This is a genomic window from Gallalistipes aquisgranensis (genome assembly GCF_014982715.1).
GTDB lineage: Bacteria > Bacteroidota > Bacteroidia > Bacteroidales > Rikenellaceae > Gallalistipes > Gallalistipes aquisgranensis.
In genome coordinates this window covers 371,849-398,373 of record NZ_JADCJY010000002.1, presented here as the reverse complement: position 1 = coordinate 398,373, position 26,525 = coordinate 371,849, and the positions used below count along the sequence as shown (strand labels likewise).

General features: G+C 60.5%; 18 protein-coding genes and 1 pseudogene. 6 read left to right on the top strand and 13 right to left on the bottom strand.

The genetic code is table 11. The annotated features are described in order from the left end of the window. Positions 1-71 precede the first annotated feature (71 nt). Together INF32_RS10970 and INF32_RS10965 are read left to right on the top strand one after the other, a co-directional pair. On the top strand, positions 72-2,201 hold the full coding sequence (locus tag INF32_RS10970) for a TonB-dependent receptor domain-containing protein (RefSeq protein WP_226388447.1): 2,130 nt from the start codon (positions 72-74) through the stop codon (positions 2,199-2,201). Between the two features lie 38 nt (positions 2,202-2,239). Next, positions 2,240-3,217: pseudogene (locus INF32_RS10965) on the top strand (acyltransferase family protein). A 133-nt stretch (positions 3,218-3,350) separates the two neighbouring features. On the opposite strand, the gene INF32_RS10960 reads toward INF32_RS10965, so the two are convergent. The 3 genes from INF32_RS10960 to INF32_RS10950 all read right to left on the bottom strand — a co-directional run bounded on the left by INF32_RS10960 (position 3,351) and on the right by INF32_RS10950 (position 8,086). Then, positions 3,351-5,534 (bottom strand): beta-glucosidase, encoded by a 2,184-nt coding sequence (locus INF32_RS10960; protein WP_226388446.1) that lies wholly within the window; start codon positions 5,532-5,534, stop codon positions 3,351-3,353. 84 nt (positions 5,535-5,618) lie between these two features. Continuing rightward, on the bottom strand, positions 5,619-6,596 hold the full coding sequence (gene nadA / locus INF32_RS10955; protein ID WP_226388445.1) for a quinolinate synthase NadA: 978 nt from the start codon (positions 6,594-6,596) through the stop codon (positions 5,619-5,621). A gap of 431 nt (positions 6,597-7,027) precedes the next feature. Then, positions 7,028-8,086: an Mrp/NBP35 family ATP-binding protein gene (locus tag INF32_RS10950; protein WP_226388444.1), complete on the bottom strand. Its 1,059-nt coding sequence runs from the start codon at positions 8,084-8,086 to the stop codon at positions 7,028-7,030. A 172-nt stretch (positions 8,087-8,258) separates the two neighbouring features. Between INF32_RS10950 and sppA the strand changes: the two genes are divergently transcribed. Further along, positions 8,259-10,037: a signal peptide peptidase SppA gene (gene sppA, locus INF32_RS10945; protein ID WP_226388443.1), complete on the top strand. Its 1,779-nt coding sequence runs from the start codon at positions 8,259-8,261 to the stop codon at positions 10,035-10,037. A 132-nt stretch (positions 10,038-10,169) separates the two neighbouring features. On the opposite strand, the gene INF32_RS10940 is transcribed toward sppA, so the two are convergent. The 4 genes from INF32_RS10940 to INF32_RS10925 form a co-directional block, all read right to left on the bottom strand. Next, positions 10,170-11,180 (bottom strand): aspartate-semialdehyde dehydrogenase, encoded by a 1,011-nt coding sequence (locus tag INF32_RS10940; RefSeq protein ID WP_226388442.1) that lies wholly within the window; start codon positions 11,178-11,180, stop codon positions 10,170-10,172. Positions 11,181-11,230: 50 nt separating this feature from the next. Then, positions 11,231-13,591, bottom strand: coding sequence for a penicillin-binding protein 1A (locus tag INF32_RS10935; protein ID WP_226388441.1), 2,361 nt, complete (start codon positions 13,589-13,591; stop codon positions 11,231-11,233). 78 nt (positions 13,592-13,669) lie between these two features. Further along, positions 13,670-16,687, bottom strand: coding sequence for a DUF2268 domain-containing protein (locus tag INF32_RS10930; protein ID WP_226388440.1), 3,018 nt, complete (start codon positions 16,685-16,687; stop codon positions 13,670-13,672). Beyond that, positions 16,684-17,028 (bottom strand): translation initiation factor, encoded by a 345-nt coding sequence (locus tag INF32_RS10925; RefSeq protein ID WP_226388439.1) that lies wholly within the window; start codon positions 17,026-17,028, stop codon positions 16,684-16,686. The genes INF32_RS10930 and INF32_RS10925 overlap by 4 nt, the downstream gene beginning before the upstream one ends. A gap of 64 nt (positions 17,029-17,092) precedes the next feature. On the opposite strand from INF32_RS10925, the gene INF32_RS10920 reads away from it, so the two are divergent. Both INF32_RS10920 and INF32_RS10915 read left to right on the top strand, forming a co-directional pair. Then, the gene (locus INF32_RS10920; protein WP_226388438.1) at positions 17,093-18,118 is read left to right on the top strand and encodes a DUF4435 domain-containing protein; all 1,026 of its coding nucleotides are present in this window, start codon (positions 17,093-17,095) and stop codon (positions 18,116-18,118) included. Then, a complete protein-coding gene (locus INF32_RS10915) occupies positions 18,115-18,627 on the top strand; it encodes a GNAT family N-acetyltransferase (protein WP_226388437.1) in 513 nt (170 codons plus the stop codon). The genes INF32_RS10920 and INF32_RS10915 overlap by 4 nt, the downstream gene beginning before the upstream one ends. Positions 18,628-18,748: 121 nt before the next feature. On the opposite strand, the gene INF32_RS10910 is transcribed toward INF32_RS10915, so the two are convergent. The 3 genes from INF32_RS10910 to INF32_RS10900 all read right to left on the bottom strand — a co-directional run bounded on the left by INF32_RS10910 (position 18,749) and on the right by INF32_RS10900 (position 21,109). Next, the gene (locus INF32_RS10910; protein ID WP_226388436.1) at positions 18,749-19,513 is read right to left on the bottom strand and encodes a zinc-binding dehydrogenase; all 765 of its coding nucleotides are present in this window, start codon (positions 19,511-19,513) and stop codon (positions 18,749-18,751) included. A 269-nt stretch (positions 19,514-19,782) separates the two neighbouring features. After that, complete coding sequence (gene efp / locus INF32_RS10905; protein ID WP_226388435.1) at positions 19,783-20,349, bottom strand: elongation factor P; 567 nt, start codon at positions 20,347-20,349, stop codon at positions 19,783-19,785. Between the two features lie 184 nt (positions 20,350-20,533). Continuing rightward, the gene (locus INF32_RS10900; protein ID WP_226388434.1) at positions 20,534-21,109 is read right to left on the bottom strand and encodes a polysaccharide deacetylase family protein; all 576 of its coding nucleotides are present in this window, start codon (positions 21,107-21,109) and stop codon (positions 20,534-20,536) included. A 176-nt stretch (positions 21,110-21,285) separates the two neighbouring features. Here INF32_RS10900 and INF32_RS10895 point away from each other — a divergent pair, with 176 nt between their 5' ends. After that, on the top strand, positions 21,286-22,299 hold the full coding sequence (locus INF32_RS10895; protein ID WP_226388433.1) for a DUF4837 family protein: 1,014 nt from the start codon (positions 21,286-21,288) through the stop codon (positions 22,297-22,299). Positions 22,300-22,427: 128 nt separating this feature from the next. Here the strand turns inward: INF32_RS10895 and INF32_RS10890 are convergent, their stop codons facing one another. The 3 genes from INF32_RS10890 to INF32_RS10880 all read right to left on the bottom strand — a co-directional run bounded on the left by INF32_RS10890 (position 22,428) and on the right by INF32_RS10880 (position 26,520). Continuing rightward, a complete protein-coding gene (locus INF32_RS10890) occupies positions 22,428-25,001 on the bottom strand; it encodes an adenosylcobalamin-dependent ribonucleoside-diphosphate reductase (RefSeq protein ID WP_226388432.1) in 2,574 nt (857 codons plus the stop codon). A 146-nt stretch (positions 25,002-25,147) separates the two neighbouring features. Next, the gene (gene folB, locus INF32_RS10885) at positions 25,148-25,501 is read right to left on the bottom strand and encodes a dihydroneopterin aldolase (RefSeq protein WP_226388431.1); all 354 of its coding nucleotides are present in this window, start codon (positions 25,499-25,501) and stop codon (positions 25,148-25,150) included. A 14-nt stretch (positions 25,502-25,515) separates the two neighbouring features. Further along, positions 25,516-26,520, bottom strand: a complete 1,005-nt coding sequence (locus INF32_RS10880; protein WP_226388430.1) for an adenosine kinase — start codon at positions 26,518-26,520, stop codon at positions 25,516-25,518. Between the last annotated feature and the right edge of the window lie 5 nt (positions 26,521-26,525).

Below are 26,525 nucleotides of genomic sequence, written 5' to 3'. Positions count from 1 at the left end.
CTTCCCGGATAAAAACCGCACGGAATCATAATTTTAACTATTTTTGCAACCATATCGCAAAAAAAAGCTCCATGAAACCGACTGCACTGCTGCTGACTCTCCTACCCCTGTTTTCGCTCCGGGCGGCAGAGACCGACTCGCTGCCTTCCCATCCGATCGAGGAGGTGGTGGTCAAAGGCTACAAATTCGAACTTCCGCTGCGGGACGCCCCCAACAAGGTGGAGGTGATCTCGGCCCGGGACATCCTCCACACGCCGGCCGTACACCTTTCCGACCTCATAAAGAAGAGCACGGCGGCCGAAAGCGTGGACATGCAGGGCATGACCGGAGGCATCGAATTCCGGGGATTCTCGCCGGGAGGAGCCGGAACGAACACATACAGCGTGCTGTTGCTCGACGGCGTGCCGATGGGGACGAAAAACGCCGCCGCCACGTTTCTCTCCGGTCTGGAGAGCGTCGAGATCATGAAAGGCCCCTTCTCCGCATTGTACGGCAGCGGTGCCATGGGCGGCGTGGTCAATCTGGTTACAAAACAGTCCCGGGACTGCATCTCGGGTAGTGTGTCCGCCGGATACGGCAGTTACAACACACTGGAACTCTCGGCCCATGCGGGAGGCTGGCTGGCCCACCGGCTCGACTTCGACCTTTCGTTCGACTACCACCGCCAGCACGACGACTACAAAACCGGACACAACGACCTGTTCCGCCGCACGCCGTACGAAAAAGAGGTGCTGGACCGCAACTCCTATGGCATGGTCTATCCCAACACCGGATTCGACAAAAAACAGGGCGTCCTGCGGGTAGGCTACGACCTGCACGGGGGCTGGCGGCTGAACCTCTACAACAATCTGTTCCATGCCGGACACGCCCGCGGAAACGGCACGATCTGGGGACTGTACGACCAGACCGACAAACGGGTACTGCGCAACTATCACCGGCTGGACATCACGGGAAACGCCGGAAACCACTCGCTGCGCATATCCCCCTATTTCGGTAACGAGACGAGCGACTACCTCAACTCCGGCTACGAGAAGACCCGCAGCCACTATGCCTACCGCACGTTCGGTCTCGTGGCGCAGGACGCTTTCCGCTTCCGGACGGGACGTCTCGTCTTCGGAATCGACAACTTCTCGCAGCGCTACGTCTCCACGCAGTCCCGGGAGGACGGCACCCCCACGGCCCCCTACCAGCCCGACTACTACAACATCCAGACCGGAGCGTTCGCCCAGCTGCACCTCCGCCTGTTCCGCGACCGGCTGATCGCCCAGACCGGAATCCGATACGACAACACATGGTTCCGGACGACCGCCACCCGGCTGATCGACATGAAATCCTCCGGGAAAAGCTACCACAGCGTCAATCCCACCCTGGCGCTCAAATACCGCCCCGTCCCCCTGCTCGGCCTCCATTCCAGCATCGGCCGCGGATTCATGGCGCCCGAAGCCTTCAAAACGACCGGCCGGTATGCCCTCGAATATGTCTGGAACGGAAGCGTATCCCGCACCGAATACCGTGGCAACCCCGATCTCAAACCCGAATCTTCCCTGACCGTCGATGCCGGTATCGGGGCGACCACACACGACGGCTCCCTCCAGGCCGACGTCACATGGTTCCTGACCGACCACAGGAACATGATTGTCACCGAAGCGGCGGAAGACTTTGCCTTCTACACCTACGTGAACAGCAGCAAATCGGCCGTGCGGGGCCTGGAATTCCTCCTCTCCTACGATCTGGGCAAATCCCTCGGCCGCGACTTTTCCCTGAAATTCTACGGCAATTACACGCGGATTTACCACAGCAGCATGACCGCCTCCGACGGGGAGACCCCCATCAAATACCTCAGCCCCAATACGGCGGCATTCGGTGCGGATTTTACCTCCCGCCGTTTCGCGGCCCGGATCGGCGGCCGTTACCTCGGCCACCGGATCGAAGACAACTTCCTCTACATGACGGGCCCGAACTACGAAAACGTCCCCTTCGTCACCGCATCCGGCATCGAAGTGCGCCCGACGCTCGTAAACGACCGGACGATCACCCTTCCCGACTTCATGGTCTTCGACTGTTACCTCTCCTATATGCCGGCCAGGAACCTGACCGTAGCCGCCGAAATCAACAACCTGCTGGGAGAAAACTACATGGAACGGGACGGATATTACATGCCCGGACGCAACTTCATGATCCGGCTCTCCTGCAGGTTCTGATCCGGCGAAAAACGAACACCCACCCCAAAAAAACCGCTATGAAAAACTCAGTTTACCTGCCCCCGAAACCACGCTACGAGATACTCGACGGACTGCGGGGCGTGGCCGCCATGACCGTGGTAGCCTTCCATCTGTTCGAAACCTACTCCGGAGGCCCGCTGACCCAGATCATCAACCACGGATACCTGGCCGTCGACTTCTTCTTCGTCCTCTCAGGCTTCGTCATCGGCTACGCCTACGATGACCGATGGGACCGGATGTCCCTGAAAGATTTCTTCAAACGCCGGCTGGTGCGTCTCCATCCCATGGTCATTCTCGGAACGCTGATCGGAGCCCTGCTCTTCTACTTCGCAGAAAGCCCAGTTTTCCCGCTGATCGGGGAGACCCCATAGTGGAAACTGCTCTACATACTCCTGCTCGGATGCCTGATGCTCCCGCTCCGCAATTCGCTGGAAATACGGGGATGGGGTGAAATGAACCCGCTCAACGGACCGGCCTGGTCGCTCACCTTCGAATACATAGGGAACCTGCTCTACGCCCTTTTCATCCGCCGCTTTCCGAACCTCCTGCTCCTCTCCCGGATCGGCAAGTCGATCCGGCTTCGGGGCGGCTTCTGGTGGTGTTCGGCCCTGATCCTGATCCTGCTGGCCATGCCCCGCATCGGAGGCACGGAACACATGTGGATGAACGGCGCCTACGAGGCCCTATGCATCCTGCTGATCTTCCCGCTGATCGTCATAACCGGAGCGGGCAGTACGGTCACCGGCAGACGTTCCGCAGCGGTATGCTCCTTTCTGGGAGCCATCTCCTATCCGCTCTATATCACGCACTATTCCCTCGTTTACATGCAGATAGCCTGGGCCCAGGCCCATCCGGACGCACCGCTCGACACGGCGGTATGCCTCAGTGTTTCGGTGTTCATTCTTTCGGTCGGCATCGCCTACGCCGGACTGAAACTCTACGACCTGCCCGTACGCGAATGGCTCCGGAAACACTGGCTGATGAAAAAAGGCTGAAAAGCCCTCTTCTCCCCGAACGGGAAAACCGATCCCGTAAAAACGAAATGCCTCCCTGCCTCAGTGTCTTGAGGCAGGGAGGCGATCGTTTCCGGACAACTTCACCGGACGCTCTCCCCGTCCGGCAGGGCCGTCATTTCAGTTCAAAGGAAACCTCTCCCCGGATGTCGGCCGACGAGGCCCCGACCAGAGCCTTGAACCGGCCCGGTTCGGCCACCCACTCCCCTTTCCGGTCATCGTAATAGCAGAGCGATTCGGGAGCCACGGTCAGTTTCACCACCGTCTCCTCTCCGGGCTGCAGGGTCACTTTCCGGAATCCCTTCAGCTCCTTGACAGGTCGCGGAAGCGAGGATTCGAGGTCGCTCACGTAGAGCTGCACCACCTCGGCACCGGCCCGCGAACCGACATTCTTCACCGGCACCGCAACCGTCAGGCTCTCGCCCGGTCCGACCGAAGCGCGGTCTGCCGACACCTCCCCGTACTCGAACCCGGTGTAGCTCAACCCGTGTCCGAAAGGAAACAGGGGTTCGATCTTCTCCCGGTCCGTCCAACGGTATCCCACGAACACCCCTTCGTTATAGGTCTCCTTCCCCTCTTCGCCGGGATAGTCCCCCACGGCATGGGCGGCACAGTCGGTCAGCTTCGCGGGGAACGTGAAGGGCAGCCTGCCCGAGGGATTCGCCTCGCCCGACAACACGGCGGCCAGCGCATTCCCGGCCTCGCTGCCCAGGTACCATCCCTGCACGACCGCAGGCACCTGCCCGAGCCACGGCATGGCCACGGCGTTCCCGCTCAGGAGCACCACCACCACGTTCCGGTTGACGGCGGCCAACTCGGCGATCAATCCATCCTGTCCGTAAGGCAGGTGCAGGGAGAGCCTGTCGTGCCCTTCACAGTCGTTTTTAGGCTCTTTGTTGAGTCCGCCGAAGAAGAATACCACATCGGCCCCTTTCGCAGCCTCTACGGCCTCCTTTTTCATGGCGGAGGAGTCGGCTTTCCGGGTGTACTCGTAACCCGGGGCATAAACGATCTCGGAACGCTCCCCGAACACCCGCTTCACCCCTTCCAGCGGGGAGACCTCCCGCTTCACCTTCAATTTGGAGCTGCCCCCGCCCACGGTGAGCATCTTCACGGCATTTTCGCCCACTACGGCGATCTTCATCCGGCGGGCCGGATCGAGCGGCAGGATATTCCCCTCGTTGCGCAGCAGGACGATCCCCTCCTCGGCGATCTTCCGCGCCGCCGCGGCATGCTCTTCGGTGGCGAACGCCCCCCACGGACGGTCGGGACTCATCGTCGTGCGGAACATCAGGCGCAGCACGCGGCGCACCTTCTCGTCCAGTACCTTCTCGTCCACTTCGCCCGCCCGGAGCATCTTCAGGAACGGATCGGCCAGGTAATAGGCGTTGAACCGGCGGTTCCCCATCTCCTTCATCTCCGGAGTCGAGGTTCCCATCTCCAGATCGAGCCCGTTGAGCGCGGCCTCCCGCGTGTCATGCGTACCGTCCCAGTCCGAAATCACGGCTCCGTCGAATCCCCACTCCCCTTTCAGAATGTCGTTCAGCAGCCTGTCGTTGTGGCAGCAGTGCGTCCCCCGGTATTTGTTGTAGGACCCCATCAGCGACCACACGCCCGCCCTCTGCACGGCGGCCTTGAAGGCGGGCAGGTAAATCTCGTGCAGGGCCCGGTCGTCCACGTAAACGTCCACGCTCTTGCGCTCCACCTCCTGGTTGTTCAGTGCGAAGTGCTTCACGCAGGCGGCCACGCCGTTGCTCTGCACCCCCTGAATGTAGGGGACCACCATCTCCGAGGCAAGATAGGGGTCTTCTCCCATGTATTCGAAATTGCGCCCGTTGAGCGGCGTCCGGTAGATATTGACGCCGGGACCCAGCAGCACGTCCTTCTTCCGGTAACGCGCCTCCTCTCCGATCGACTTTCCGTACAGGAGCGACAACTCGGGATTCCACGTGGCGGCCAGACAGGTCAGGGCCGGATAGGCGGTGCAGGAATCGGAGTTCCAGTCCATGTTTCCCATGCTCACCCATCCCACTTCGGCACGCACCCCGTGGGGACCGTCGCTGGTCCACAACTCGGGGATTCCCAGCCGGGGCACCCCGGCCGAACTGAAGTTGGACTGCCCGTGGCACACGGCCACCTTCTCCTCCAGCGTCATGCGCGAGAGCGCATCCTCCACCCGTTTTTCGATCGGAGCATCGGGGTCCTGGTACACGGGCAGATTTCCGGCGGTCCGTCCCCCTCCGCACGCCCATACGAGAACCGCCCCGCAAAGGGGCAGCAACAGCGCGATTCGTTTCATCAAAAGAACTTTTTTAGGTTAGTAGTATTTAGTTGTATAAAAAGGAATTTCCAGGGAATTATCCGCCCCTTACCGGGCAGGAAACTATTCCGAAAGTTCCAGCATGGCCCGGATCGAACGTTCGGCCCGGCTGCGCACCTCCTCGTCGATCACCACCTCGGGCAGTTCGTATTTCAGAGTGAGGTAGATTTTGCGCAGGTTCACCAGCTTCATGAAGGCGCAGTCGTTGCAGCCGCAGGAGGAGTCGGTGGGCGGAGCGGGAATGAAGGTACGGTCGGGATACTGACGACGCATCTTGTGCAGAATACCCGATTCCGTCACCACGATGTACTCCCGGGCATCGTCCCTGCCGCAGAAATTCAGCAACGCCGCCGTACTCCCCACGAAATCGGCCAGCAGCAGCACCGGAGCCTTGCACTCCGGATGGGCCAGCACCTTGGCACGGGGATGTTCCCGCTTGAGTTCCGCGATGCGTTCCACGGAAAACTCCTCGTGTACGTGGCACGCTCCGTCCCACAGCACCATATCCTCGCGTCCCGTCACGCTCTTTATGTAATTGCCCAGGTTCCGGTCGGGCGCGAAGATCAGTTTCTGCTCCTTCGGGAACGACCGTACGATCTGCACGGCATTCGACGAGGTACAGGTCACGTCGGTCAGCGCCTTCATCTCCACCGTCGTATTGACGTAGGCCACCACCTTGTGGTCGGGATAGGCGGCCCGGAAAGCGGCGAAACGGTCGGCCGGACACGACTCGGCCAGCGAACACCCCGCATTCAGGTCGGGGATCAGTACCTTCTTGCCGGGCGAAAGCACCTTGGCCGTTTCGGCCATGAAATGCACTCCGGCGAAGAGGATGATCTCCGCGTCGGTGCGGGCCGCCTGTTGGGAGAGGGCCAGCGAATCGCCCACGAAATCGGCGATGTCCTGCACCTCCCCCGTCGTATAGTAGTGCGCCAGGATCACGGCCTTCTTCTCCTTTTTCAACCGTTCGATCTCTTTCGGCAGATCGAGTTCCGGATCGACCGGCTCGTCCACGAAACCTTTTCGGATATCCACACGCATTTCTCTTTCTTTTTGTTTTTTCACTTTTTAAAAATTCCTTAAAAAAGAGGAATAATAATGGCTGTCGATTCTGTCAGCAACTTTTTCCGACGGCTATCCAAAGATAGTTATATTTTGTTATCGACAATCTTATCCTCCTCTTTTTTCCGTGATTTTCCGTAGATTGACCGGGTTTTCAACAGATGTTCATAACTTTTGCGAACCTGTCGACAGCCGGATATTTGTGCACATTCCCGGATGATTTCCGGTCGGTATCCGGCCGATCTTTTTTCATCGTTTCCGTTAGGTTTTCTCCTTTGTCCGCCTATACGGATCTCTTTCCGGATTCTCCAAACCGGAAAGGAGAGAATCTCTCTTTTTTTATCCACACCTTCGGTTCCGGTTATCAACACTGTTCGTTCCCCTTTTTTCCGCAGTTGTCAACACACTCTCTACAATCCGGTTTTTTCGGCCGTTTTCCGGGCCGCTTCCCGGTAGTATTCGCCGGAGAGCGAGTCCTCCGACGCCACCGGACGGCCGTTCTCCGCTCCTTCCATCACCGACTGGATGATGGGAATCTGACCCAGCAGCGCGATTCCTTCCCGTTCGGCCAGTGCCTGTGCCCCTCCTTTCCCGAAGAGATAGTACCGGTTTTCGGGCAATTCGGCCGGTGTGAACCAGGCCATGTTCTCGATGATGCCCAGGACGGGGATTTCGATCTTGGGGGCCCGGAACATCTGGATGCCCCGTACCACGTCGGCCAGCGCCACCTGTTGCGGCGTGCTGACGATCACGGCCCCGTCCACCTTCAGTTCCTGCAGGATGGTCAGGTGCACGTCGCCCGTTCCGGGGGGAAGGTCGGTCAGCAGGAAGTCCAGTTCGCCCCAGCGGGTCTGGTGGATCATCTGCCGCAGGGCGTTGGTGGCCATCGGGCCGCGCCAGACAAGGGCATCGGTCGGAGCGATGAAGAAACCGATCGACATTACCTTCACGCCGTACGCCTCGGCCGGGATCATCAGCTCCTCGTCCCCCTCCTTCACGGCCGGGGGCAGGTAGCCTTCCACTCCGAACATACGGGGCTGCGACGGGCCGTAGATGTCGGCATCCAGTACACCCACCTTGTAGCCGAGCCGTGCGAGGGCTACGGCCAGATTGGCCGTCACGGTCGATTTGCCCACGCCTCCTTTGCCCGAGGCGACGGCGATCACGCGGCGTATGCGGTCGGCGGCGCTTCTCTTCTCCGGAGCGGAAGCCGCCTTTTTCGGAGCGGCCTCCTTGATGACGACCGTGATTTTCCCCGCCAGCGAGGGATCTCGGTCTGTGATTTGCTGTATGACCTGGCGTCTGATCGAGGCGGCGAACGGATCGCGCCCTTTCGGGAAGGCCAGCGTGACCGAGACTTTGTCGGGGGCGGCCTCCACGCGTTCCACCATGCCGGAGGATACGATGTCCGCGCCCGTTTCGGGATGTACGATCGTGCGCAGTGATTCCGTTATCTGTTGTTGTGTCATGTGTGTGACGGTTTGGTTACGGAGACAAAGATACGTTTTTCATACCATTGTATCCACTTTCGGAGGCTCCCTTTTTGCCGGGGAGGGGGAATACCGAAAAATTTCCTATTTTTGTTTTCCCGCCCCGCCGGAATACGACAAGACCGAAAAAACAGATAAAAAACGATTGATTATGAATTTTCTCAAAACATTCCTTGCCTCTCTGCTGGCGTTCGTCGTGGCCAATCTCGCCCTCGGGATGCTGGCCATGCTCGTGATGACGGGATTCGTGATGGGGCTCGCCACCGGGGGGGGCCACACGACCGTCGGTCCGGGAACCGTACTGAAGATCGACCTGGCCGGAGCCATCACCGACTCTCCGGTCTCTTCCCCGCTGGGTTCGATCGACTTCGGCAACTTCCGCATGAAGTCGTCCAACACGATCCTCCAGTGCATCGAGGCCATCGACAATGCGGCCGTGGACGACAACATCGAAGGCATCTATCTCACGCCGGGCTGGGGAGCGGTCTCCCTGGCCAACATCGAGGAGCTGCGCGCCGCCCTGCTTCGCTTCAAGGAGTCGGGCAAGTTCGTCGTCAGCTACAACGAGGTCTACACCCAGCGCGACTACTATCTCTGTTCGGTGGCCGACAAGGTTTATATGAATCCCGAAGGGGGTATCATGTGGCAGGGTATGGCCTCCAACGTCATGTTCTACAAGGGGCTCCTCGACAAGCTGGGCATTCAGCCCGAGGTGCTGCGCCACGGGTCGTTCAAGGCGGCCGTGGAACCCTTCATCATGGACCGGATGAGTCCGGAGAACCGTTTGCAGACGGAACGTCTGACGGGCAGTATCTGGGGCGGACTGGTGGGCGAGATCGCCGCTTCCCGGGGAATAGATTCCGCCCTTCTCCAGCGGTATGCCTCCGAACTGACCCTGCGCACGCCGCAGATCGCCCTTGAGAAGGGGATCGTGGACAGTCTGGTATACGGCGACCAGATGATGGCCGTTCTGAACGGTCTGGCCGGCAACGATCCCGATTCGGACGACGAGCCCGACATGGTGACCCTTTCGGAATATATTGGAGCGATGAAGCCGGTGGCCCGCAAACTTTCCCGCAATGCGGTGGCGATCGTTTACGCCGACGGTGAGATCGTGGACGGCGAGAGTTTCGACGACAAGGTCGGCGGAGCCACGATCGCGGCCAAACTGGCTCGGGTGCGGAAGGACGACGACGTGAAGGCCGTGGTGTTGCGTGTGAACTCCCCGGGGGGCAGTGCGCTGGCGGCCGAGGTGATGTGGCGCGAAGTGGAGCTGATCCGGCAGGAGAAGCCTGTCGTGGTGTCGATGGGCGGCGTGGCCGCTTCAGGCGGATACTATATCTCCTGTCCGGCCGATATCATTCTGGCCGACAGGAGCACCGTTACCGGTTCGATCGGCGTGTTCGGTCTGCTGTTCAATGCGGAGAAGGGACTGCGCGACAAGCTGGGAATCACGGTGGACGTGGCCCGGACCAATCCTTCGGCCGACATGGGGGTTCCTTTCCGCGGTCTGAGCCAGGGCGAACGTGCCTATCTGATGGATCAGATCGAGAAGGTGTACGGCACCTTCGTGGGACACGTGGCCGCCGGCCGTAACCTCTCCGTGGAGGCGGTGGACAAGATCGCCGGAGGGCGTGTCTGGTCGGGGACCGATGCCCTGGAGATCGGATTGATCGACGGTTTCGGCGGACTGAAGGATGCCATTGCGCTGGCGGCTGACCGGGCCGGCATCGCCGACGATTTCCGCGTGATCCAGGAGGTGGACCGGGAGGATTCCTTCGTGGCGATTCTCCGTTCGCTGTCCGGTGCCCGGAGCGCCCGGATGCGGGACGAACTGGGTGACGCCTTCGTACAGTACAACTATCTGAAAACCATGCTTTCGCAGCAGGGCGTGCAGGCCCGGATGCCTTATATCATCGAGTTTCAATAGATGGCCTGCGGGGACTGTCCGACAGATTCCCGGAAACAGAAATCGCCCCGGTCAGAACGATCCCTGACCGGGGCGAAATCATAAGAAGGCAGGCGGGCTTGTCGTGCGTTTTCCTCCCTCTGCCCGTCTGTGTTACTTGATGTGCCCGTTGTAGATCAGGTATTCGGCGATCTGTACGGCGTTCAGGGCGGCCCCTTTGCGGATCTGGTCGCTGACGCACCAGAACGCGAGCCCGTTGGGATTGCTCAGGTCCTTGCGGATGCGGCCTACGAACACGGGGTCTTCCCCGGCCAGGAAGAGCGGCATCGGATATTTCTTCCGGTCCGGTTCGTCCATCAGCACCACGCCTTCCGCTTTGGCGAACGCCTTGCGGGCCTCCTCGACGCTCACCGGACGCTCGGTCTCCACCCACACGCTCTCGGAGTGGGCCCGCATCACGGGTACCCGCACGCAGGTGGCGCTCACGGCCACGTCCGAATGCATGATCTTGCGTGTCTCGTTGTACATCTTCATCTCCTCCTTCGTGTATCCGTTGTCGGTGAAGACGTCCACGTGCGGAATCACGTTGTAGGCCAGCTGGTAGACGAATTTCTCCACGGTGGGTTCCCTGCCCTCCGTCAGTTCGCGGTGCTGGTTTTCCAGTTCGGCCATGGCCGAGGCTCCGGCGCCGCTGGCGGCCTGGTAGGTGGAGACATGGACCTTCCGGATGTGCGACAGGTTTTCGATCGCCTTGAGCGCCACGACCATCTGGATCGTCGTGCAGTTGGGATTGGCGATCACCCGCCGGGCGGGGTTCACCGCGTCGCGCGGATTCACCTCGGGCACCACCAGGGGCACGTCTTCGTCCATGCGGAAGGCGCTCGAATTGTCGATCATCAGCGTCCCGTGCCGGGTGATGGTCTTCTCGAACTCCCGGGAGGTTCCCGCCCCGGCCGATACGAAGGCGATGTCCACGCCCTTGAAATCGTCGTTGTGCTGAAGCAGTTTCACCGTGATCTCCTTGCCCCGGAACGGATAGGTTTTCCCTGCGCTGCGCGAAGAACCGAACAGGAGCAGTTCGTCCATGGGGAATGCGCGTTGTTCGAGTACCCGGAGGAACTCCTGGCCTACCGCGCCGCTGGCACCGACAATAGCAATTTTCATGATTGGGTCGTGATTGTGAGTTGGGGGTTTATGATTGGTTGTCTGTCTTCTCAGTCGAAAAATTCGTCGCCGCCCTCCTGCGGGACCGGTTCCGCGGCCGCTTCGCTGTCGCATTCGTAGGTCACGGCTCCCACGGGCAGCGGGAACGTGTCGGTCTGTTTGATGCCCAGTTTCGGGTCGGCGTAGACCTGCTGCATGAATTTGCCGTAGATCGGCAGCGCCATGATCGAACCTTCGGCCCGCGAGTAGAGATGCACGCTGCGGTCTTCTCCTCCCACCCATGCTCCGGCCACCAGTTTGGGCGTTACGCCGATGAACCATGCGTCCGAGTTGTTCTGCGACGTACCGGTCTTGCCGCCCATGTCGCCCGTGAATTTGAACATCCAGCGCAGACGGCCGGCCGTTCCGGCATTCACTACGTTCTTGAGCATGCCCAGCATGGTGTAGGCGGTCTGTTCGCTGACGGCGTCGTTCGACGTGGGCGTGAACGAGGCGATCAGGTTGCCGTGGCGGTCTTCGATCCGTGTCACGAAGATCGGATCGGTGTAGACGCCCCGGTTGGCGAAGGTGGCGTAGGCGCTCACCATTTCGTAGAGCGACACGTCGGGCGTGCCCAGACAGAGGGCATACACCGGGTCGATATAGCTGCGGATACCCATTTTATGGATGAAATCGGCCACTGCAACGGGCTGCTTGGCCTGTTTCATGATCCAGGCCGAATAGTTGTTGCGGCTGTTGGCCAGTCCCCATTTCAGCGGTTTGAGCGCACCGTCGTAGACCACGTTCCCGGCCTCCTTGGGCGTCCAGGCGTCGCCCGTGTCCGTTTCGATCGTGGTGGGCAGGTTGGGCACCAGCGTGCAGGGGTTGAAACCCAGATGCTCGATGGCGAAGGTGTAGATGAAGGGTTTGATGGTCGAACCCACCTGCCGTTTACCCTGCCGCACCATGTCGTACTTGAAGTAACGGAAATCGGGTCCCCCCACATAGGCTTTCAGATGGCCCGTCGAGGGGTCGAGCGCCATGAACGAACACCGCATCATCCGCTTGTGGTAGAGGATCGAGTCGCGCGGAGTCATCACCGTATCTATGTCGCCCCTGTAACTGAATACACGCATTTCCACCGGGGTGTCGAACGCTTTGTCGATCTCGGCCTGCGAGGCGCCGCGGGCCTTGAGCGTCCGGTAGCGGTCGGTGTACCGCATGGCGCTGCGGACGATCTTCTCCGCCCCTTCCCTGTCCACGCCGATGAAGAGCTTTCCCGTGCGCTTGTACTGCCGTTCCATGGCCGGCTGCACCTCTTTCGACATCTGTTCCGCGACGGCCTTTTCGGCATACCGCTGCATGGAGGAGTTGATGGTGGTGTAGATTTTCAGACCGTCCCGATAGATGTTGTAGGGGGTTCCGTCGGCCTTCATATTCTTGTTGCACCAGCCGTAGAGGGGATTCTCCTCCCACTCCCGGGCGGCCTGCCGGTAGTCCCACTCGTTGTAGTAGTCCGAAGGTTCGGGCCGCCGGGCGGTCATCACCGTGCGGAGCATTTCGCGGAAGTAGGTGCCGCTGCCCATGTTGTGGGAGATGGGATGATAGTCGAGCGTGATGGGCACCTGTTTCAGCGAATCGCGCTGGGTCCGGGTCAGGTAGCCGTTGGCCTCCATGCGGTCGATCACCGTATTACGGCGGGCCAGCGCCCGTTCCGGATTGCGCACGGGACTGTACTTGGTCGGGGCGTTCACCACCCCCACGAGCAGGGCGGCCTCCTCGACGCTCACCTCCGAGGGGAGCTTGTTGAAAAAGGTCTGGGCGGCCGATTTGATACCGAAGGCGTTGCTGCCGTAGGGCACGATGTTGAGATACATGGCGATGATCTCCTCCTTCGTGTAGTTGTATTCCAGTTTGACGGCCGTGATCCACTCCTTGAGTTTGGCGAGCACCAGCTTTCCGTTGCGCGAGAAGGGATTCGAGTAAATCGACGTGTCGCGCGGAAAGAGGTTCTTGGCCAGCTGCTGGGTGATGGTGCTGCCGCCGCCCTGGCTGCGGTTGCCCAGGGCCAGGGTTTTCACGCCCACGCGGGCCAGCGAGATGAAGTCGATGCCCGAATGGGAGTAGAACCGGGAATCCTCCGTGGAGATGAGCGCCGCCACCAGGTTGGGCGAAATTTCGTCGTAGTCGACATAGGACCGGTTCTGCACGTAGAACGAACCGATCATCTGTCCGTCCTCGGAGTAGATTTCGGTCGATATGTTGCTTTTCGGGTTTTCCAGCTCCTCGAACGAGGGCAGTTTGCCGAAAAGTCCGGCCGCCGTGAGCAGCAACAGCAGCAGCAACAGGGCGAAGGGTGCCGTGACGACAATCCAGAACCATTTGACGGCTTTGGGCGTCTGAAGCGAAGCGATGATCTTTTTCCGGTCCATGTCTCTCGTTTTCCCCGCAAAGGTACAATTTTATCCGCAAATATAACGTACGGCCCTTCCGGATATTTTGCGGGGGGGTTACAGGGGGATCGCCAGGTTGACTCCGGCCATGCATCCCCGGCGGTCGCTCGGCTTGTAGACCGAGACGCTGAACGAGGTGGTGGCCGCCGAGGGTGTGCGCAGTACGTTCAGGTCGAAGATCAGCTCACCGCCGTAGGAGTAGACGTTCCCCATGACGCCCCGGTGGTTCTGGAACCGGGCGTAGTCGCCCGTCAGGTTCAGGCGGATACGCTTGAAATAGACGATCGAGGTGATGCCCCCGTCCGGATAGCAGAGCGGCAGCTGGTAATCGACCGAGGTGCCCAGGTAACGCCGCGGCGCGATGTCGTAGTCCGCCCCCCGGGGGAAGACCTCCTTCTGCCGGTAGTTGTAGTATCCGGCATGCTGGTACTGGTAGGCGGCCCTCAGCCGGATGCTGTGATGGAGTGCCGCGCCGGGCAGGTATCCCCGCACGTAGGCGCTCCACAGTTTGCCGAAATTGCGGTTGAACGGGTCGGAGACGGAACTCAGCCGGACGGCGTATCCCCAGCGGGGCAGGAAGTCCCGGTGCGCCATCCGCACGTTGTCGATGTATTGCAGCGAGACCGACAACTTCTGCATGCCGTGGTCGTATCCGTTTCCGGCCGGGTCGTAGAGCAGGGCGTTGTTGTGGGAGAGTTCGATGTCGGGCGTTAGATACCGGATGTGGTAGCCTGCGTCGAGCAGGATCGGCATGAACAGCCGCAGCGAGACGTCGAAATAGTTTTTCAGCGACGGGGTCGCCGGCAGCGCGATCTCCGGCCGGTCGGTGTCCGAGGGTTCGGGGTCGGGTTTCTGTCCCGGTTTGGACGGGTTTTCGGGCGAGGTGTCCGGATCGCCCGGAACGGAGGTGATGACCGTGGGCAGATAGGCGAGCTGGTCGCCTCCTCCGTAACGGGCCTCCACTTCGATCTTCGGGGCGAAACCGTAGTAGCGTATCCGGCCGGCCACCTGCGAGCCCTTTTCCGTCCAGGCGTACATCAGGTGGGCGAACGTGTTGTTCAGCAGGCTTTGCGAGATGAGGGAGGCGCCCAGATGGATGTTGAGGCTCTCTTCGCCCACCACGCCGTCCGGGTCGAATCCCAGCGGGGCCCAGCTGTGTACGTTGAGCATGTTGAATCCCTTGCGGAACCGTTCGATCCGCACGTTGTCCGACGTGTCGGCCCGTACCGTGTCGATGTTGAAGTCCACGTTCCAGCGTCTGCGCGGCGGATTGACCACGTTCCGGGGACGGGGATCGGCGACCGCCGCGAGGGAGTCGGGATCGGTCGTGCGTGTGGCAATCAGGTAACCCTCCGGGGTGTAGGTGGTCACTGCGGCCTCTCTGCCTCCCGGGAAAGGTGCTGGCGCGAAGGAGCCGTAGCGCGACGAGGTGATGCGGTACTCCTGCCGTGTGGTCAGGTCGTACAGATGGGCTTCGTCCTTTCCCGACTGGATCGAGCCGAAGTAGAGTTTTCCTCCCTCCGCCCGCAGGTTGGACAGGGTGCTGTACGAAGCGGGTTTGACCACGGAGAATCCCTCCGTTCCGCCGGGGTTTCCGACCGCCCCGATCCACATGCCCCCGTCGCTCAGCCCGATGAAATAGAGGCGGCGCGTGAGGTCGTCCCAGGCCAGTCCGTGCACGGAGACCGTGTCGGGAAGCGTGCAGCGCGTTTTTCCGTCCGTGATGGTGTAGGTGCCGTCGTAGTCGTATTCGGCACGGGCGGTCGCCCCGTCCGGCAGCGGGACGGGAAAGAGCGTGCGCCGCCGGCCCCGCACCGTGCCGCTTTTTCCGGTGCCGAGGTCGAGGTAACAGAGCTGGGAGTTGATCCGCTGGTCCCACAGCGTGCTGGGCCGGTATTCGGTCCACAGGAGCCGTCCGTCCGCGAGGGTGGGCGGCGTGCTCACCTGTCCCGTGTGGCGGATCGTCCGTTCGGCGCCCGTGCGGGTGTCGATCTCCACGATCCTCGAATAACGGTCCAGATCGCTTTTCAGAGCCAGCAGCGTGTAGGGACCGGTGGGGATCGGCGAAGTGTAGGTGGTGAAGCTCGTGCGGGGCGTGGGAACGATGCGGGTGTCGTCTTCCGTCCGGGGCAGCGAGTCCCAGTAACGGTCGAGGTCGTCGAACGCGGCCCGGAACAGTTTGTTCACCGAGGTGCGGTAGTGGCGGTGCAGGGCGATCTTGGTGGTGAAGATGAGGAAGGGGTAGCGCGAACCGTAGTCGGCCACCCGGTTCCAGATGTTCTCCCCGTAGCGGGTGTAGGAGTAGGTGGCGATCTGGTATCCGACATGGTAGTGGTCGGGGATGTGGTCCTTGTAGGAGCCGCAGAACCATTTGTCGATCGCGAAACGGTCCCAGCGGTTCGCGGGCTCTCCGGAGGCGAGGGCCCGGCGGTACTCCCGGCCGGTCGTTTTCCGGCCGGCACTCTGCCGCAGGAAGTCGTTCTTCTGTCCGCTCAGGGCGCGGTAGTCGATGGTGAAGGAGGGTTGCAGTCCCCGTCCGAAGGTGGACAGCTCCGTTTCGGCCATCACGGCGTCGCCCTCCATGAGCCAGAGCGGGAGCAGGGCGGCGCCCACGAGCGATCCCTGCTGGCCGACCACGTAGCTGAGCGCCTTGATGAAGTGACGGTTGGTGTTGTTGAACTGCACCGAGTGGCGGTACTCGTGCGTGGCCAGCTGCTTGAGCCACGGTTCCGCGCAGGTCTCGATGTTCGGGGGCACGATCAGCTCCATCCGTTTCGGGGCCCACATGACCAGGCCGTTCGAGGCGAAGTTCTGGGTGTGCATCACCACCGGCATCCGCATGGGGCCGTACCGGAAACCGTGGCCGATGACGGGCCGTATCGTATCGAGGTACTTCATCAGCCGCAGGGCCTGTCCCTGGTAGTTTTCGGGAAAGATGAACCGGTTCCACGGCGTGCGGATCTGTTTCCACCGGATCGAGGCGGGCGACTGTCCCAGATCGTAATACTGGGCTGCGGCGCCGAGGGGAACCAGCGTCAGGGCGAAGAGGACCGTTTTCCGCAGGAAAGTTCTCATCCGCCTGCTTTTTTGGCTTTGTATCCGGCCTTGACGAGTATGTCCACCACCCGGTCGCGGAAGTCGCCCTGGATGATGATCTCGCCCTCCTTGGCCGAACCGCCCGTTCCGCACCTGTTTTTGAGCAGGGCGGCCAGCTCCTTCAGGTCGTCGTTGCTGCCGACGAACCCCCTGACCAGCGTCACCTGCTTGCCGGCCCGCTGTCGGCGGTCGAGCCACACCCGCAGCTCCTGCTGCTGCGGGGGGAGCGTCTCCGTTTCGCTCTCCCCGGTATCGTACACGAAATCGGGATTGGTCGAGTAGACCACGTTCAGCCTCGATTTCCAGTCGTTGTTGCCCATAAATAATCGCGTTATTACAGGCAAAGATAACAGGATTTGTCTAAAATTCGTAAATTTGTTTTCGATGAGCAAGCGATACAAGAAAAGAGAGCGGGCCGGGCGCCCGGAAGGGTGGGCCTACGAACAGAAGCCCGTGTTCAGGCCGCTGCGCCTGCCGCTGGGCGAGCGGGCCCGGCTGGTGCGGGTTTTCGTGGAGGGTTACGAGGACGTGGCTTTCTGGCGGGGGATTTTCGACCATTACGAAACCCCGGAACTCCGTTTCGAGATCAGCGTGCCGCCCCGCGAAGACCTCGCCAAGGGGAAAAAAGTGCTGATGGGGATGATTCCCGACAGCTGCGAGGAGTTGTTGCTGTGCGTGGACAGCGATTTCGACTACCTCTTTTCCGACCGCACCCAACAGTCGGTGCTGGTCAACCGTTCGCCCTTCATGTTCCATACCTATGCCTACGCCACCGAGAATTTTCTCTGTTACGCCCCCTCTCTGCACAGCGTCTGCGTGAAGGCCACCAAGAACGATACCCGGATTTTCGATTTCGAAACCTTTCTGACCGCCTATTCGCAGACGATCTATCCGCTTTTTCTGTGGTATGCCTATTCGGCCCAGCTCAGCACGGAAAACGTCTTCACGCTGCTCGATTTCAAAAGCAGCGTGAAGCTGAACTACCTGGAGGTGGAGGAGAACGGACGGGGAACGCTGGAATGGCTCGGCCGCCAGGTGGAGAAGCGCGTCTCCTCGCTCCGGCACCACCATCCCGGATGGGACGCCGATCTGGACGCCTTCGGCCGGGCCCTCGCGCGGCGGGGCGTCACCCCCGACAACGTCTATCTCTTCATGCAGGGCCACACGCTCATGAACAACGTGGTGATCGTGATGCTCCACTCCGTATGCGAGTGTCTCAAATCCATGACCAACGAGAAGATCGCCTCTTCCCAGAAACGCGGTACCGCCCTGCGCAACGAACTGAGCAACTACAACAACTCCCTGCGCAGCGTGCGCGACATCCTGCTCGACAACGAGAAGTACAAGGAGTGTTTCCTCTACCGAAAACTGGAGCGGGACATCGAGAAATACATCGCTTCGCTGAAATGAGGGAGGAGGATTTCCTTTTCAGAGAGGCCGCTCCGGCCGACCTGCCGGCCGTGGCGGAGATCATCCGGCTGGCGAAGGAGCGGATGCGGCAGGCCGGATCGCTCCAGTGGCAGGACGGTTATCCCGCCCGGGAGGATATGGAGCGCGATCTGGTGCGGGGATACGGCCGGGTGTTGGAGTACGGGGGGAGGGTGGCCGCCTACGGTGCCGTGGTGTTCGACGGGGAACCGGCCTACGAAGCGATAGACGGGGCGTGGACCGGAGCGTCTCCCTACGTGGCGGTACATCGTCTGGCGGTCTCCGGCGACATGCTGGGACGCGGCGTGGCGACCCTTTTCATGCGGCGGACGGAGGAGCTGGCACACGGCCGCGGCATCCGTTCCTTCCGCGTGGATACGAATTTCGACAACCGTCCGATGCTGAAGATGCTCGGCCGCCTGGGGTTCGTCCGGTGCGGGGAGGTGAAGTATGGAGAGGATTCCCGGCTGGCTTTCGAAAAGGTCTGGTGACGGAACCCTCTCTTCCGTTCCGGTAAGGAAGGGGAAGATATCGGCCGGAACCGATCCCGTTCCGCCGCCGCTGCGAAACCGGGAATTCATATTTTTGAGGAGTGCCCCGAGAGAGGAGACACTATCGTCCGGCCTGTTTTTCCGATACGGCCACTTTGATGACCTCGTCCAGTCTGTTTTCGAAGATGCGGTAGGCCTCCCCGATCTCGTCCAGCGGAAACCTGTGGGTGATGAGCGGCGTGGTGTCGATCTTTCCCTCCCCGATCAGGCGAAGGATTTCGTCGCAGTCGCATCCGTCCACCCCGCCCGTCTTGAAGGTGAGGTTCTTGCCGTACATGTCGGGCAGGGGAAGCGTCTGGGGCCTGTCGTACAGGGCGACGACGGTGACGACGGCGTTGGGCCGGGCGCACTCCCATGCCAGGCGGAAGGTCTCTTCGGTTCCGGCTACCTCCAGCACGCGGTCCGCGCCGCCGTGGTCGCTGTGCCGGAGTACGTATTCCCGGCAGTGCTGCGGGTCGATGACCGACACGTCGGGATAGTGCTCGCGGACGAATCGCATCCGTTCGGGCGATTTTTCGCAGACGATGATCCGTTTCGGCCGTTTCAGCATGGCACAGAGCAGGGTGCAGATGCCCGTCGGACCGGCGCCGATGATGAGAACGGTCTCCTCTTCGGTGATCTCCGAAATGCGGACGGCCCAGAATCCCGTTGCGAGCACGTCTCCCGTCAGCAAGGCCTGTTCGTCGCTTACCGTATCCGGAATCCGGTTCAGTCCCCGGTCGGCATGGGGCACGCGCACGATGGCGTCGCGGGCGTCTTTCAGTTCGGGTACCGGTTTCTCCCTCAGTTCGAACTTTCCCCGTTCGACATAGGTGTAGGCAAGCATATTGTTCGTTTTTGTGGTTTGCGATCCGTTTTCCGCAAAGATACCGAATTTTTCCGCACGGCGGTCCCGGCCGGACGACCGGGCTTTTCTCTGCCCCGGGGAGCGGAGACGCTCTGACGCCGTTTTTCCGGAAGCGTCCGTGCAGGCAGCGGGATCTTTCCCGGCGATACATATCGTTCCTGCAGAAGGACCGGGAAAAACGAGGAAGACACATACCCGGTCGGGTATGTGTCTTCCTTTGGGATATATGCCTGCGGCTCTGCCGCCCGTTATTTGATCCGCTCGTAGTATTCGCGGGTGCGGGTGTCCACCCGGATTTTTTCGCCCGTATTGATGAACAGGGGGACGCGTACCGTGGCGCCCGTATCCACCGTGGCGGGCTTGAGCGAGTTGGTCGATGCGGTGTCGCCCTTGATGCCGGGCTCGGTGTAGGTCACTTCCATGTCCACGATCGGGGGCAGTTCGGCCGAGAGAACCGTCTCCTTTTCGGTGTGGAACATCACCTCCACCACCTGTCCCTCGCGCATCAGGTCGGAGTTCTCGATCATCTCGCGCGGAATCTGGATCTGTTCGAACGTTTCGGTGTGCATGAAGTTGCAGCCCATGTCGTCCTCGTAGAGGTACTGGTAGGGACGGCGCTCCACACGCACGGGTTCGATATTGACGCCGGCCGTGAAGGTGTTGTCGATGGTGCGGCCGTTTTCCAGGTTTTTGAGTTTCGTGCGGACGAAAGCGGGACCCTTGCCCGGTTTCACGTGCTGAAATTCGACCACCATGAAGGTTTTGCCGTTCAGCTCGATGCACATGCCGTTTTTGAGATCAGCGGTTGTAGCCATTGTGTTCGGTTTTATCTGATTTGTTCGAATTTGTCGCGGTGCGGGTAAACATGCTTCCGACAAGGGATTTCCGCCGGATTTTCCGCGCGGCAAAATTAGTAATAAAAACCGGAAAATGAAAATTCCGGTTCCCTTTCCTGCCGCCGGATGTGGGAGCGTGGGGTTCCGGGCCGCCACTGTCGGGTCACAGGTCGATGGCGGCACACTCGAGCCCCTGCTTTTTCAGGTAGTCGAGCGTGCGGGGCAGGGCGTAGCGCAGGTTGCGGAACGCCTTGTGGGAGTCGTGGAACACCACGATCGAACCGGGTCCCACCTGTCGGGTGACGTTGCGCAGGCATTTGCGGGGAGAGACCACGCGGCTGTAATCGCGGCTCAGCACGTTCCACAGGATGATGTTGTAACGTTCCGAAAGCACCCGCAGCTGCACGGGCTTGATACGGCCGTAGGGCGGGCGGAACAGGTCGGTTTTCAGAATCTGGTTGGCGAAGTCCACGTCCTCCACGTAGCGTTCGAGGCTCATGCCCCACCCTTTCTGATGGCTGTACGTGTGGTTTCCGATGCGGTGTCCCGTCTCCACGATCTGCCGGTACAGGTCGGGGTACTGCTCGGCGTTCTTGCCCAGGCAGAAGAACGTGGCTTTGGCATCGTAATTGGACAACTGTTCCAGAATCCACTCCGTGATTCCGGGCGTGGGACCGTCATCGAAGGTGAGGAACACCCGCTCGTCGCCCGCCATGTTCCATCTGAGCGAAGGGAACATCCTGGTGAGGATTTTTGTGGCTCCGGCGAACATCGTTATCGGCTGACGGTTATTAGGTTCGTTTCGTTCGTGTGATTCGTGCGTTTCAAAAACGGTGCAAAGTTAAAATCATTTCCGTCATTTGACAAGATATTCTAAAAAAGAGCTACTTTTGTTCGAATAAAACCGACCGGATTATGAAAAATATGCGAAAGATTCTTTGTTTCGGAGCACTCTCCCTTCTGCTGGGCGGTTGCGGGGCGCCCAACAAGCAGATCACTTCGAGCGGCGGCCTGTACGAAATCTTCGTGGTCTGCCCCAAAGAGAAGTGGGACGGACGGCTGGGCGATACGATCCGTTCCATCCTGCAGGAACCCGTGCCGATGATCAACCAGCTCGAACCGATCTATGACCTGTTCTACGTGCCGAACTATACGGGGCTGGTGATGCGCCACCGCAACCTGCTGACGATCAAGACTGGTTCCGATTACGCCGAGCCCTCCATGACGGCCTCCTACGATGTGGATGCGGCGCCGCAGATCATCGTTTCGGTCACCGGACCTTCCGATTCCGCGGTGGTCGCCTACATGTCCGGGCACCGCTACGAATTGCAGACCATTTTCGAACTGGCCGAGCGCGAGCGGGCCATCGCCCAGGGTAAAAAGCATTACGAGCGCGAACTGGTGGAGCTGATCCGCCGGAAATTCGACATGCAGATGCAGGTGCCCACCGGGTACAAACTCCGTCAGGAGAGCCCCGATTTTCTCTGGATTTCCTACGAACTGCCGCTGGCGAGCCAGGGATTTTTCATATACAGCTATCCCTATACGGGGAAGGCGGATTTCACGGTGGGGGCTCTGCTGGCCCGACGCAACGAATTCGCCGCACGGATTCCGGGGCCCTCCGACAGCTCCTACATGGCCACCTATCCCGATGCCCTGCCCGATCTGAAACACGTGCGGATCGACGGCCGCTATTGGGCCGAGATGCGCGGTTTCTGGGAGGTGCACGGCGACTTCATGGGCGGTCCCTTCATCAGCTATTCCACGCTGAACCTTACCACGAACCGGGTGACCACCATCGACATGTACGTCTATTCGCCCAAGAAGCCCAAAAGGAACTACCTGCGCCAGCTGGAGAACCTGATCTACACGGTCAGCTTCCCCGACGACGAGGCGAAGGTCAAACGGCAGGCCGAAACGGGAAAATAGTTCCGGACGTTTTTTCCGGAACGGAGGAGATGTTCCCGTTCCGGCGGCATCCCATGTCAATCACGAAGAGCGGTTCCCTTGCGGGAGCCGCTCTTTCGCTTCGGAATTATGATTGGTAAAGAAAGGTATCAACCGCATTTGGAGTGGCCGCAGCTCATGCAGACAGGGCATCCGTTCTGGTAGACGAGCGTCTCCTGTCCGCAGTTGGGACACTTCTCCTTGGACTTGGTACCGTTCGAGATGTACTGCTTCAGAGCCCGGGCCACGCCGTTTTTCCACGTGTTGATCGAGGCGCTGTTCAGGTGGAGCGATTCGATCAGCGTCACCACGTCCAGAATGGGCATTCCGTTGCGGAGCACGCCCGAAATCAGCTTGGCGTAGTTCCAGAACTCCTCGTCGAACAAGCGGGAGATGCCGCCGATCGTGTTGGTATAGCCGTATTTGTCGGTGTACTGGAAGTCGTAGCGTTTGTTGCCTTCGGCGTCCACCACCTTCAGGATCACACCTTTTGTCACCTTCTTCGGGATGAACATGGCGTCCTCTTCCAGTTTACCGGTGAAGATTTCGTAGGGGCGGCCGTTGTAGATGCCCACGAACGAAATCCAGTCCTCCTCGCCGTTCTTGAAACGGACGATGTCGGCTGCCAGCTCTTTCGGACGGTGCAGGGGCGGTTTGTACTCGCCGTTGCCGCTCTCGTCGCCCTCCTTTTTCTTCTTCTTGCTGTCGACCAGCACGCCGGCCCGCGAACCGTCGCGGTAGACCGTGACGCCCTTGCAGCCGCACTCCCAGGCGGTGAGGTAGACCTGCGCCACCAGCTCTTCGGTCACTTCGTTGGGCAGGTTGACGGTCACCGAGATCGAGTGGTCCACCCACTTCTGGATGGCGCCCTGCATCTTCACTTTAGCCACCCAGTCGATGTCGTTGGCCGTGGCCTTGTAGTAGGGCGACTTCTCGACCAGCTTGTCGAGCTCCTCGTCGGTGATCTTATCGAGCATGTCGGTCGAGTAACCGTTCACTTCCAGCCATGTGAGGAACTTGTGGTGGTAGACGTTGTACTCCTCCCACGAATCGCCCACCTCGTCCACGAAGGTGATCTTCACGTCCTTGTCGCTGGGGTTCACCTTGCGGCGCCGTTTGTAGACCGGACGGAAGACCGGTTCGATGCCCGAAGTGGTCTGCGACATCAGCGACGTGGTGCCCGTGGGGGCGATGGTCAGCATGGCGATGTTGCGCCGGCCCTTCTTCACCATCTCCTCGTAGAGAGCCGGATCGGCCTCGCGGATGCGGGCGATCATGGGGTTGTTCTCCTCCTTCTTCGCGTCGTAGATCGGGAACGCTCCCCGCTCCCCGGCCATTTCGACCGAAGCGCGGTAGGCCCCCAGCGCGAGGGTCTTCTGTACCTCCACGGCGAAGTCGATCGCCTCGTCCGTGCCGTAACGCAGGCCCAGCGCGGCCAGCATGTCGCCTTCGGCCGTGATGCCGAGGCCCGTGCGGCGGCCCATCAGGGCCTTTTCGCGGATTTTCTCCCAAAGGCTGTGCTCCACGTGGCGGATATCCTCGTCTTCGGGATCTTTGCTGATCTTTTCGATGATGAGCTGCACCTTTTCCAGCTCCAGGTCGATGATGTCGTCCATCATCCGCATCGCCTTGGCGATATGGTTCCTGAACTTATCGAAGTTGAATTTGGCGTCTTTCGTGAAGGGATCGTCCACGTAGCTGTACAGGTTGAGGGCCAGCAGACGGCAGCTGTCGTAGGGACAGAGCGGGATTTCGCCGCAGGGGTTAGTCGATACGGTGGTGAAACCCCGGTCGGCGTAGCAGTCGGGCACCGATTCGCGGATGATCGTATCCCAGAACAGCACGCCCGGTTCGGCCGATTTCCATGCGTTGTGGATGATTTTGTTCCACAGGGCTTTGGCGTCGATCTCCTTTTCGTACATCGGATGATCGCCCGTGATCGGGAACTGCTGGTGGTATTTTTTGCCCTCCTTCACGCAGCGCATGAATTCGTCGTCGATCTTGATCGAGACGTTGGCTCCGGTCACCTTACCCGTCTCCACCTTGGCGTCGATGAAGTTCTCGGCGTCGGGGTGCTTGATCGAGAGCGAGAGCATCAGCGCGCCCCGTCGGCCGTCCTGCGCCACCTCGCGGGTGGAGTTGGAATAGCGTTCCATGAAAGGGACGATACCCGTCGAGGTGAGGGCGCTGTTGAGCACGGGACTGCCCGTGGGGCGGATGTGCGACAGGTCGTGGCCCACGCCGCCGCGCCGCTTCATCAGCTGCACCTGCTCCTCGTCGATGCGGATGATGCCGCCGTAGGAGTCTGCCGGGTTCTTGTGGCCGATCACGAAACAGTTCGACAGCGAGGCCACCTGCAGGTTGTTTCCGATGCCGGTCATGGGACCTCCCTGCGGGATCACGTAGCGGAAATCCTTCAGCAGCCCGTAAATCTCCGCCGCGTCCATCGGATTGGGATACTTCTCCTCGATCCGGGCGATCTCGCCGGCGATCCGCCAGTGCATCTGCTCCGGGGAGTTCTCGTAGAGCTTGCCCATCGAATCTTTCAGGGCGTACTTGCTCACCCACACCGTGGCGGCCAGTTCGTCGCCCCGGAAATAGGCCTTGGCCGTCTCCACCGCATCGGAGTAGTCGTACTCTTTCAGAGCGCCGTCGGCACTCTTCTTTTCCTTGTTACCTGACATGTTCGTATTGTATTGTTGTTACATTCAGACTGTTGAGGTACTGCCGGGCCGGAAGCCGCAATACAAGTTTACACACTCTTTTCGGGAGAACCGCCCCCCGTGCCGCATAACTTATCAAGAAGTTATCAACACTTTCCGCGAGCCCCTTATTTTGTTAGGGTTACGCTCACCCGTTCGATTTTGCCGCCCAGCGGCGGGGCGAGTTTCGACACTTTGGCCGTGACGCGCAGGACTTGCGGGAAGCGGGCGCGGATCGCGTCGATGATCCGTTCGGCCACGTTTTCGATGATGTCGGAAGTGACGGCCATCTGCTCGCGCACCAGTTCGAACACGGTGAGGTAGTTGACCGTCTCCCCGATCGAGTCCTTCGCGGCGGCATCCCCGATTTCGGCTTCGATCGCCACGTCCACCCGGAACAGGTTGCCCACCTTCTTTTCCAGGTCGTAACAGCCGTGAAAGGCCTTGAATTCCATGTTTTCGAGTTCGATGAGGGTACGCATGTCAGAGTCGGTTTTCAGAACAGGTATTTTTCCGTTTTCACTTTGTGGACGAGCCGCAGAATCTCCGTCCAGGTCTCTTCGCCGAACGTGGTGCCGATCACTTCGATCACCTTTCCGGCCGCGATGGCTCCGATCGTGCCGCACTGCCGGAGCGTCAGCCCCTGGCACAGGCCCGCCAGGAATCCCCCGGCGTAGAAGTCGCCCGCCCCGGTGGTGTCCACCCGGTTGGCGGCGGTGAGGATGCCCACGTGGATCACCTCCCCGCCCTGCCGTTTGATGTAGGCGCCCTTGATGCCGACCTTCACCACGGTCAGTTCGCAGGCCCTCGAGATCACTTCCAGCGCCCGGAGCGGTTTCACCTCCCCGGTGAAGGCGCGGGCCTCCTCCTCGTTGGCGAAGAGGATGTCGACGTACTCCTGCACCAGTCCGCGCAGGAAATCGAGGTTCTCCTCCACGATGTTGAAACTGGCCAGGTCGATGGCCACCTTCATGCCGCATCGTCTGGCGGTGGCTACGGCCGTTCGGATCAGGTCGTGGTCCTGTACCAGGTATCCTTCTATATAGAGGCAGTCGAAACCTTCGAAGACCGACGGAGCGATCTCTCCGCCCTTCATCTCCAGCGCGGCGCCCAGATAGGTGGCCATCGTCCGTTCCCCGTCGCCCGACACCAGCGACACGCACCGGCCCGAATGCAGCGTTCCCCGGAGGATGGTGGGTTTCACGCCCAGGTTTTCCAGCGCCTTTTCGAAAAAGTCTCCGGTCGTGTCGTTGCCCACCTTGCCCACGAAACCGACCTGCGCGCCGAGGCGGGCCATGGCCCGGATCGTATTGCCGGCCGAACCGCCGAGCGACAGGGTGCGGGGCAGGTCGGCCGTGCTCTCCGAAATCTTCCGTTGCAGGTCGGCGTCCACCAGGCTCATGCTGCCTTTGGGCAGGCCGAACCGTTTCAGTATCTCGTCCGAGGGCAGGTTGATCAGAATATCCGTGAGGGCATTGCCGATGCCGATGACTTTTTCCATGCTTT

Coding starts and splice junctions, on each gene's coding strand:
- INF32_RS10960 (WP_226388446.1), bottom strand. CDS start 5,534: ATGAAACGAATCGCGCTGTTGCTGCCCCTTTGCGGGGCGGTTCTCGTA.
- folB (WP_226388431.1), bottom strand. CDS start 25,501: ATGCGTACCCTCATCGAACTCGAAAACATGGAATTCAAGGCCTTTCAC.
- INF32_RS10910 (WP_226388436.1), bottom strand. CDS start 19,513: ATGCTTGCCTACACCTATGTCGAACGGGGAAAGTTCGAACTGAGGGAG.
- INF32_RS10920 (WP_226388438.1), top strand. CDS start 17,093: ATGAGCAAGCGATACAAGAAAAGAGAGCGGGCCGGGCGCCCGGAAGGG.
- INF32_RS10935 (WP_226388441.1), bottom strand. CDS start 13,591: ATGGACCGGAAAAAGATCATCGCTTCGCTTCAGACGCCCAAAGCCGTC.
- INF32_RS10970 (WP_226388447.1), top strand. CDS start 72: ATGAAACCGACTGCACTGCTGCTGACTCTCCTACCCCTGTTTTCGCTC.
- INF32_RS10925 (WP_226388439.1), bottom strand. CDS start 17,028: ATGGGCAACAACGACTGGAAATCGAGGCTGAACGTGGTCTACTCGACC.
- INF32_RS10890 (WP_226388432.1), bottom strand. CDS start 25,001: ATGTCAGGTAACAAGGAAAAGAAGAGTGCCGACGGCGCTCTGAAAGAG.
- nadA (WP_226388445.1), bottom strand. CDS start 6,596: ATGCGTGTGGATATCCGAAAAGGTTTCGTGGACGAGCCGGTCGATCCG.
- INF32_RS10950 (WP_226388444.1), bottom strand. CDS start 8,086: ATGACACAACAACAGATAACGGAATCACTGCGCACGATCGTACATCCC.
- efp (WP_226388435.1), bottom strand. CDS start 20,349: ATGGCTACAACCGCTGATCTCAAAAACGGCATGTGCATCGAGCTGAAC.
- INF32_RS10895 (WP_226388433.1), top strand. CDS start 21,286: ATGAAAAATATGCGAAAGATTCTTTGTTTCGGAGCACTCTCCCTTCTG.
- sppA (WP_226388443.1), top strand. CDS start 8,259: ATGAATTTTCTCAAAACATTCCTTGCCTCTCTGCTGGCGTTCGTCGTG.
- INF32_RS10900 (WP_226388434.1), bottom strand. CDS start 21,109: ATGTTCCCTTCGCTCAGATGGAACATGGCGGGCGACGAGCGGGTGTTC.
- INF32_RS10930 (WP_226388440.1), bottom strand. CDS start 16,687: ATGAGAACTTTCCTGCGGAAAACGGTCCTCTTCGCCCTGACGCTGGTT.
- INF32_RS10915 (WP_226388437.1), top strand. CDS start 18,115: ATGAGGGAGGAGGATTTCCTTTTCAGAGAGGCCGCTCCGGCCGACCTG.
- INF32_RS10880 (WP_226388430.1), bottom strand. CDS start 26,520: ATGGAAAAAGTCATCGGCATCGGCAATGCCCTCACGGATATTCTGATC.
- INF32_RS10940 (WP_226388442.1), bottom strand. CDS start 11,180: ATGAAAATTGCTATTGTCGGTGCCAGCGGCGCGGTAGGCCAGGAGTTC.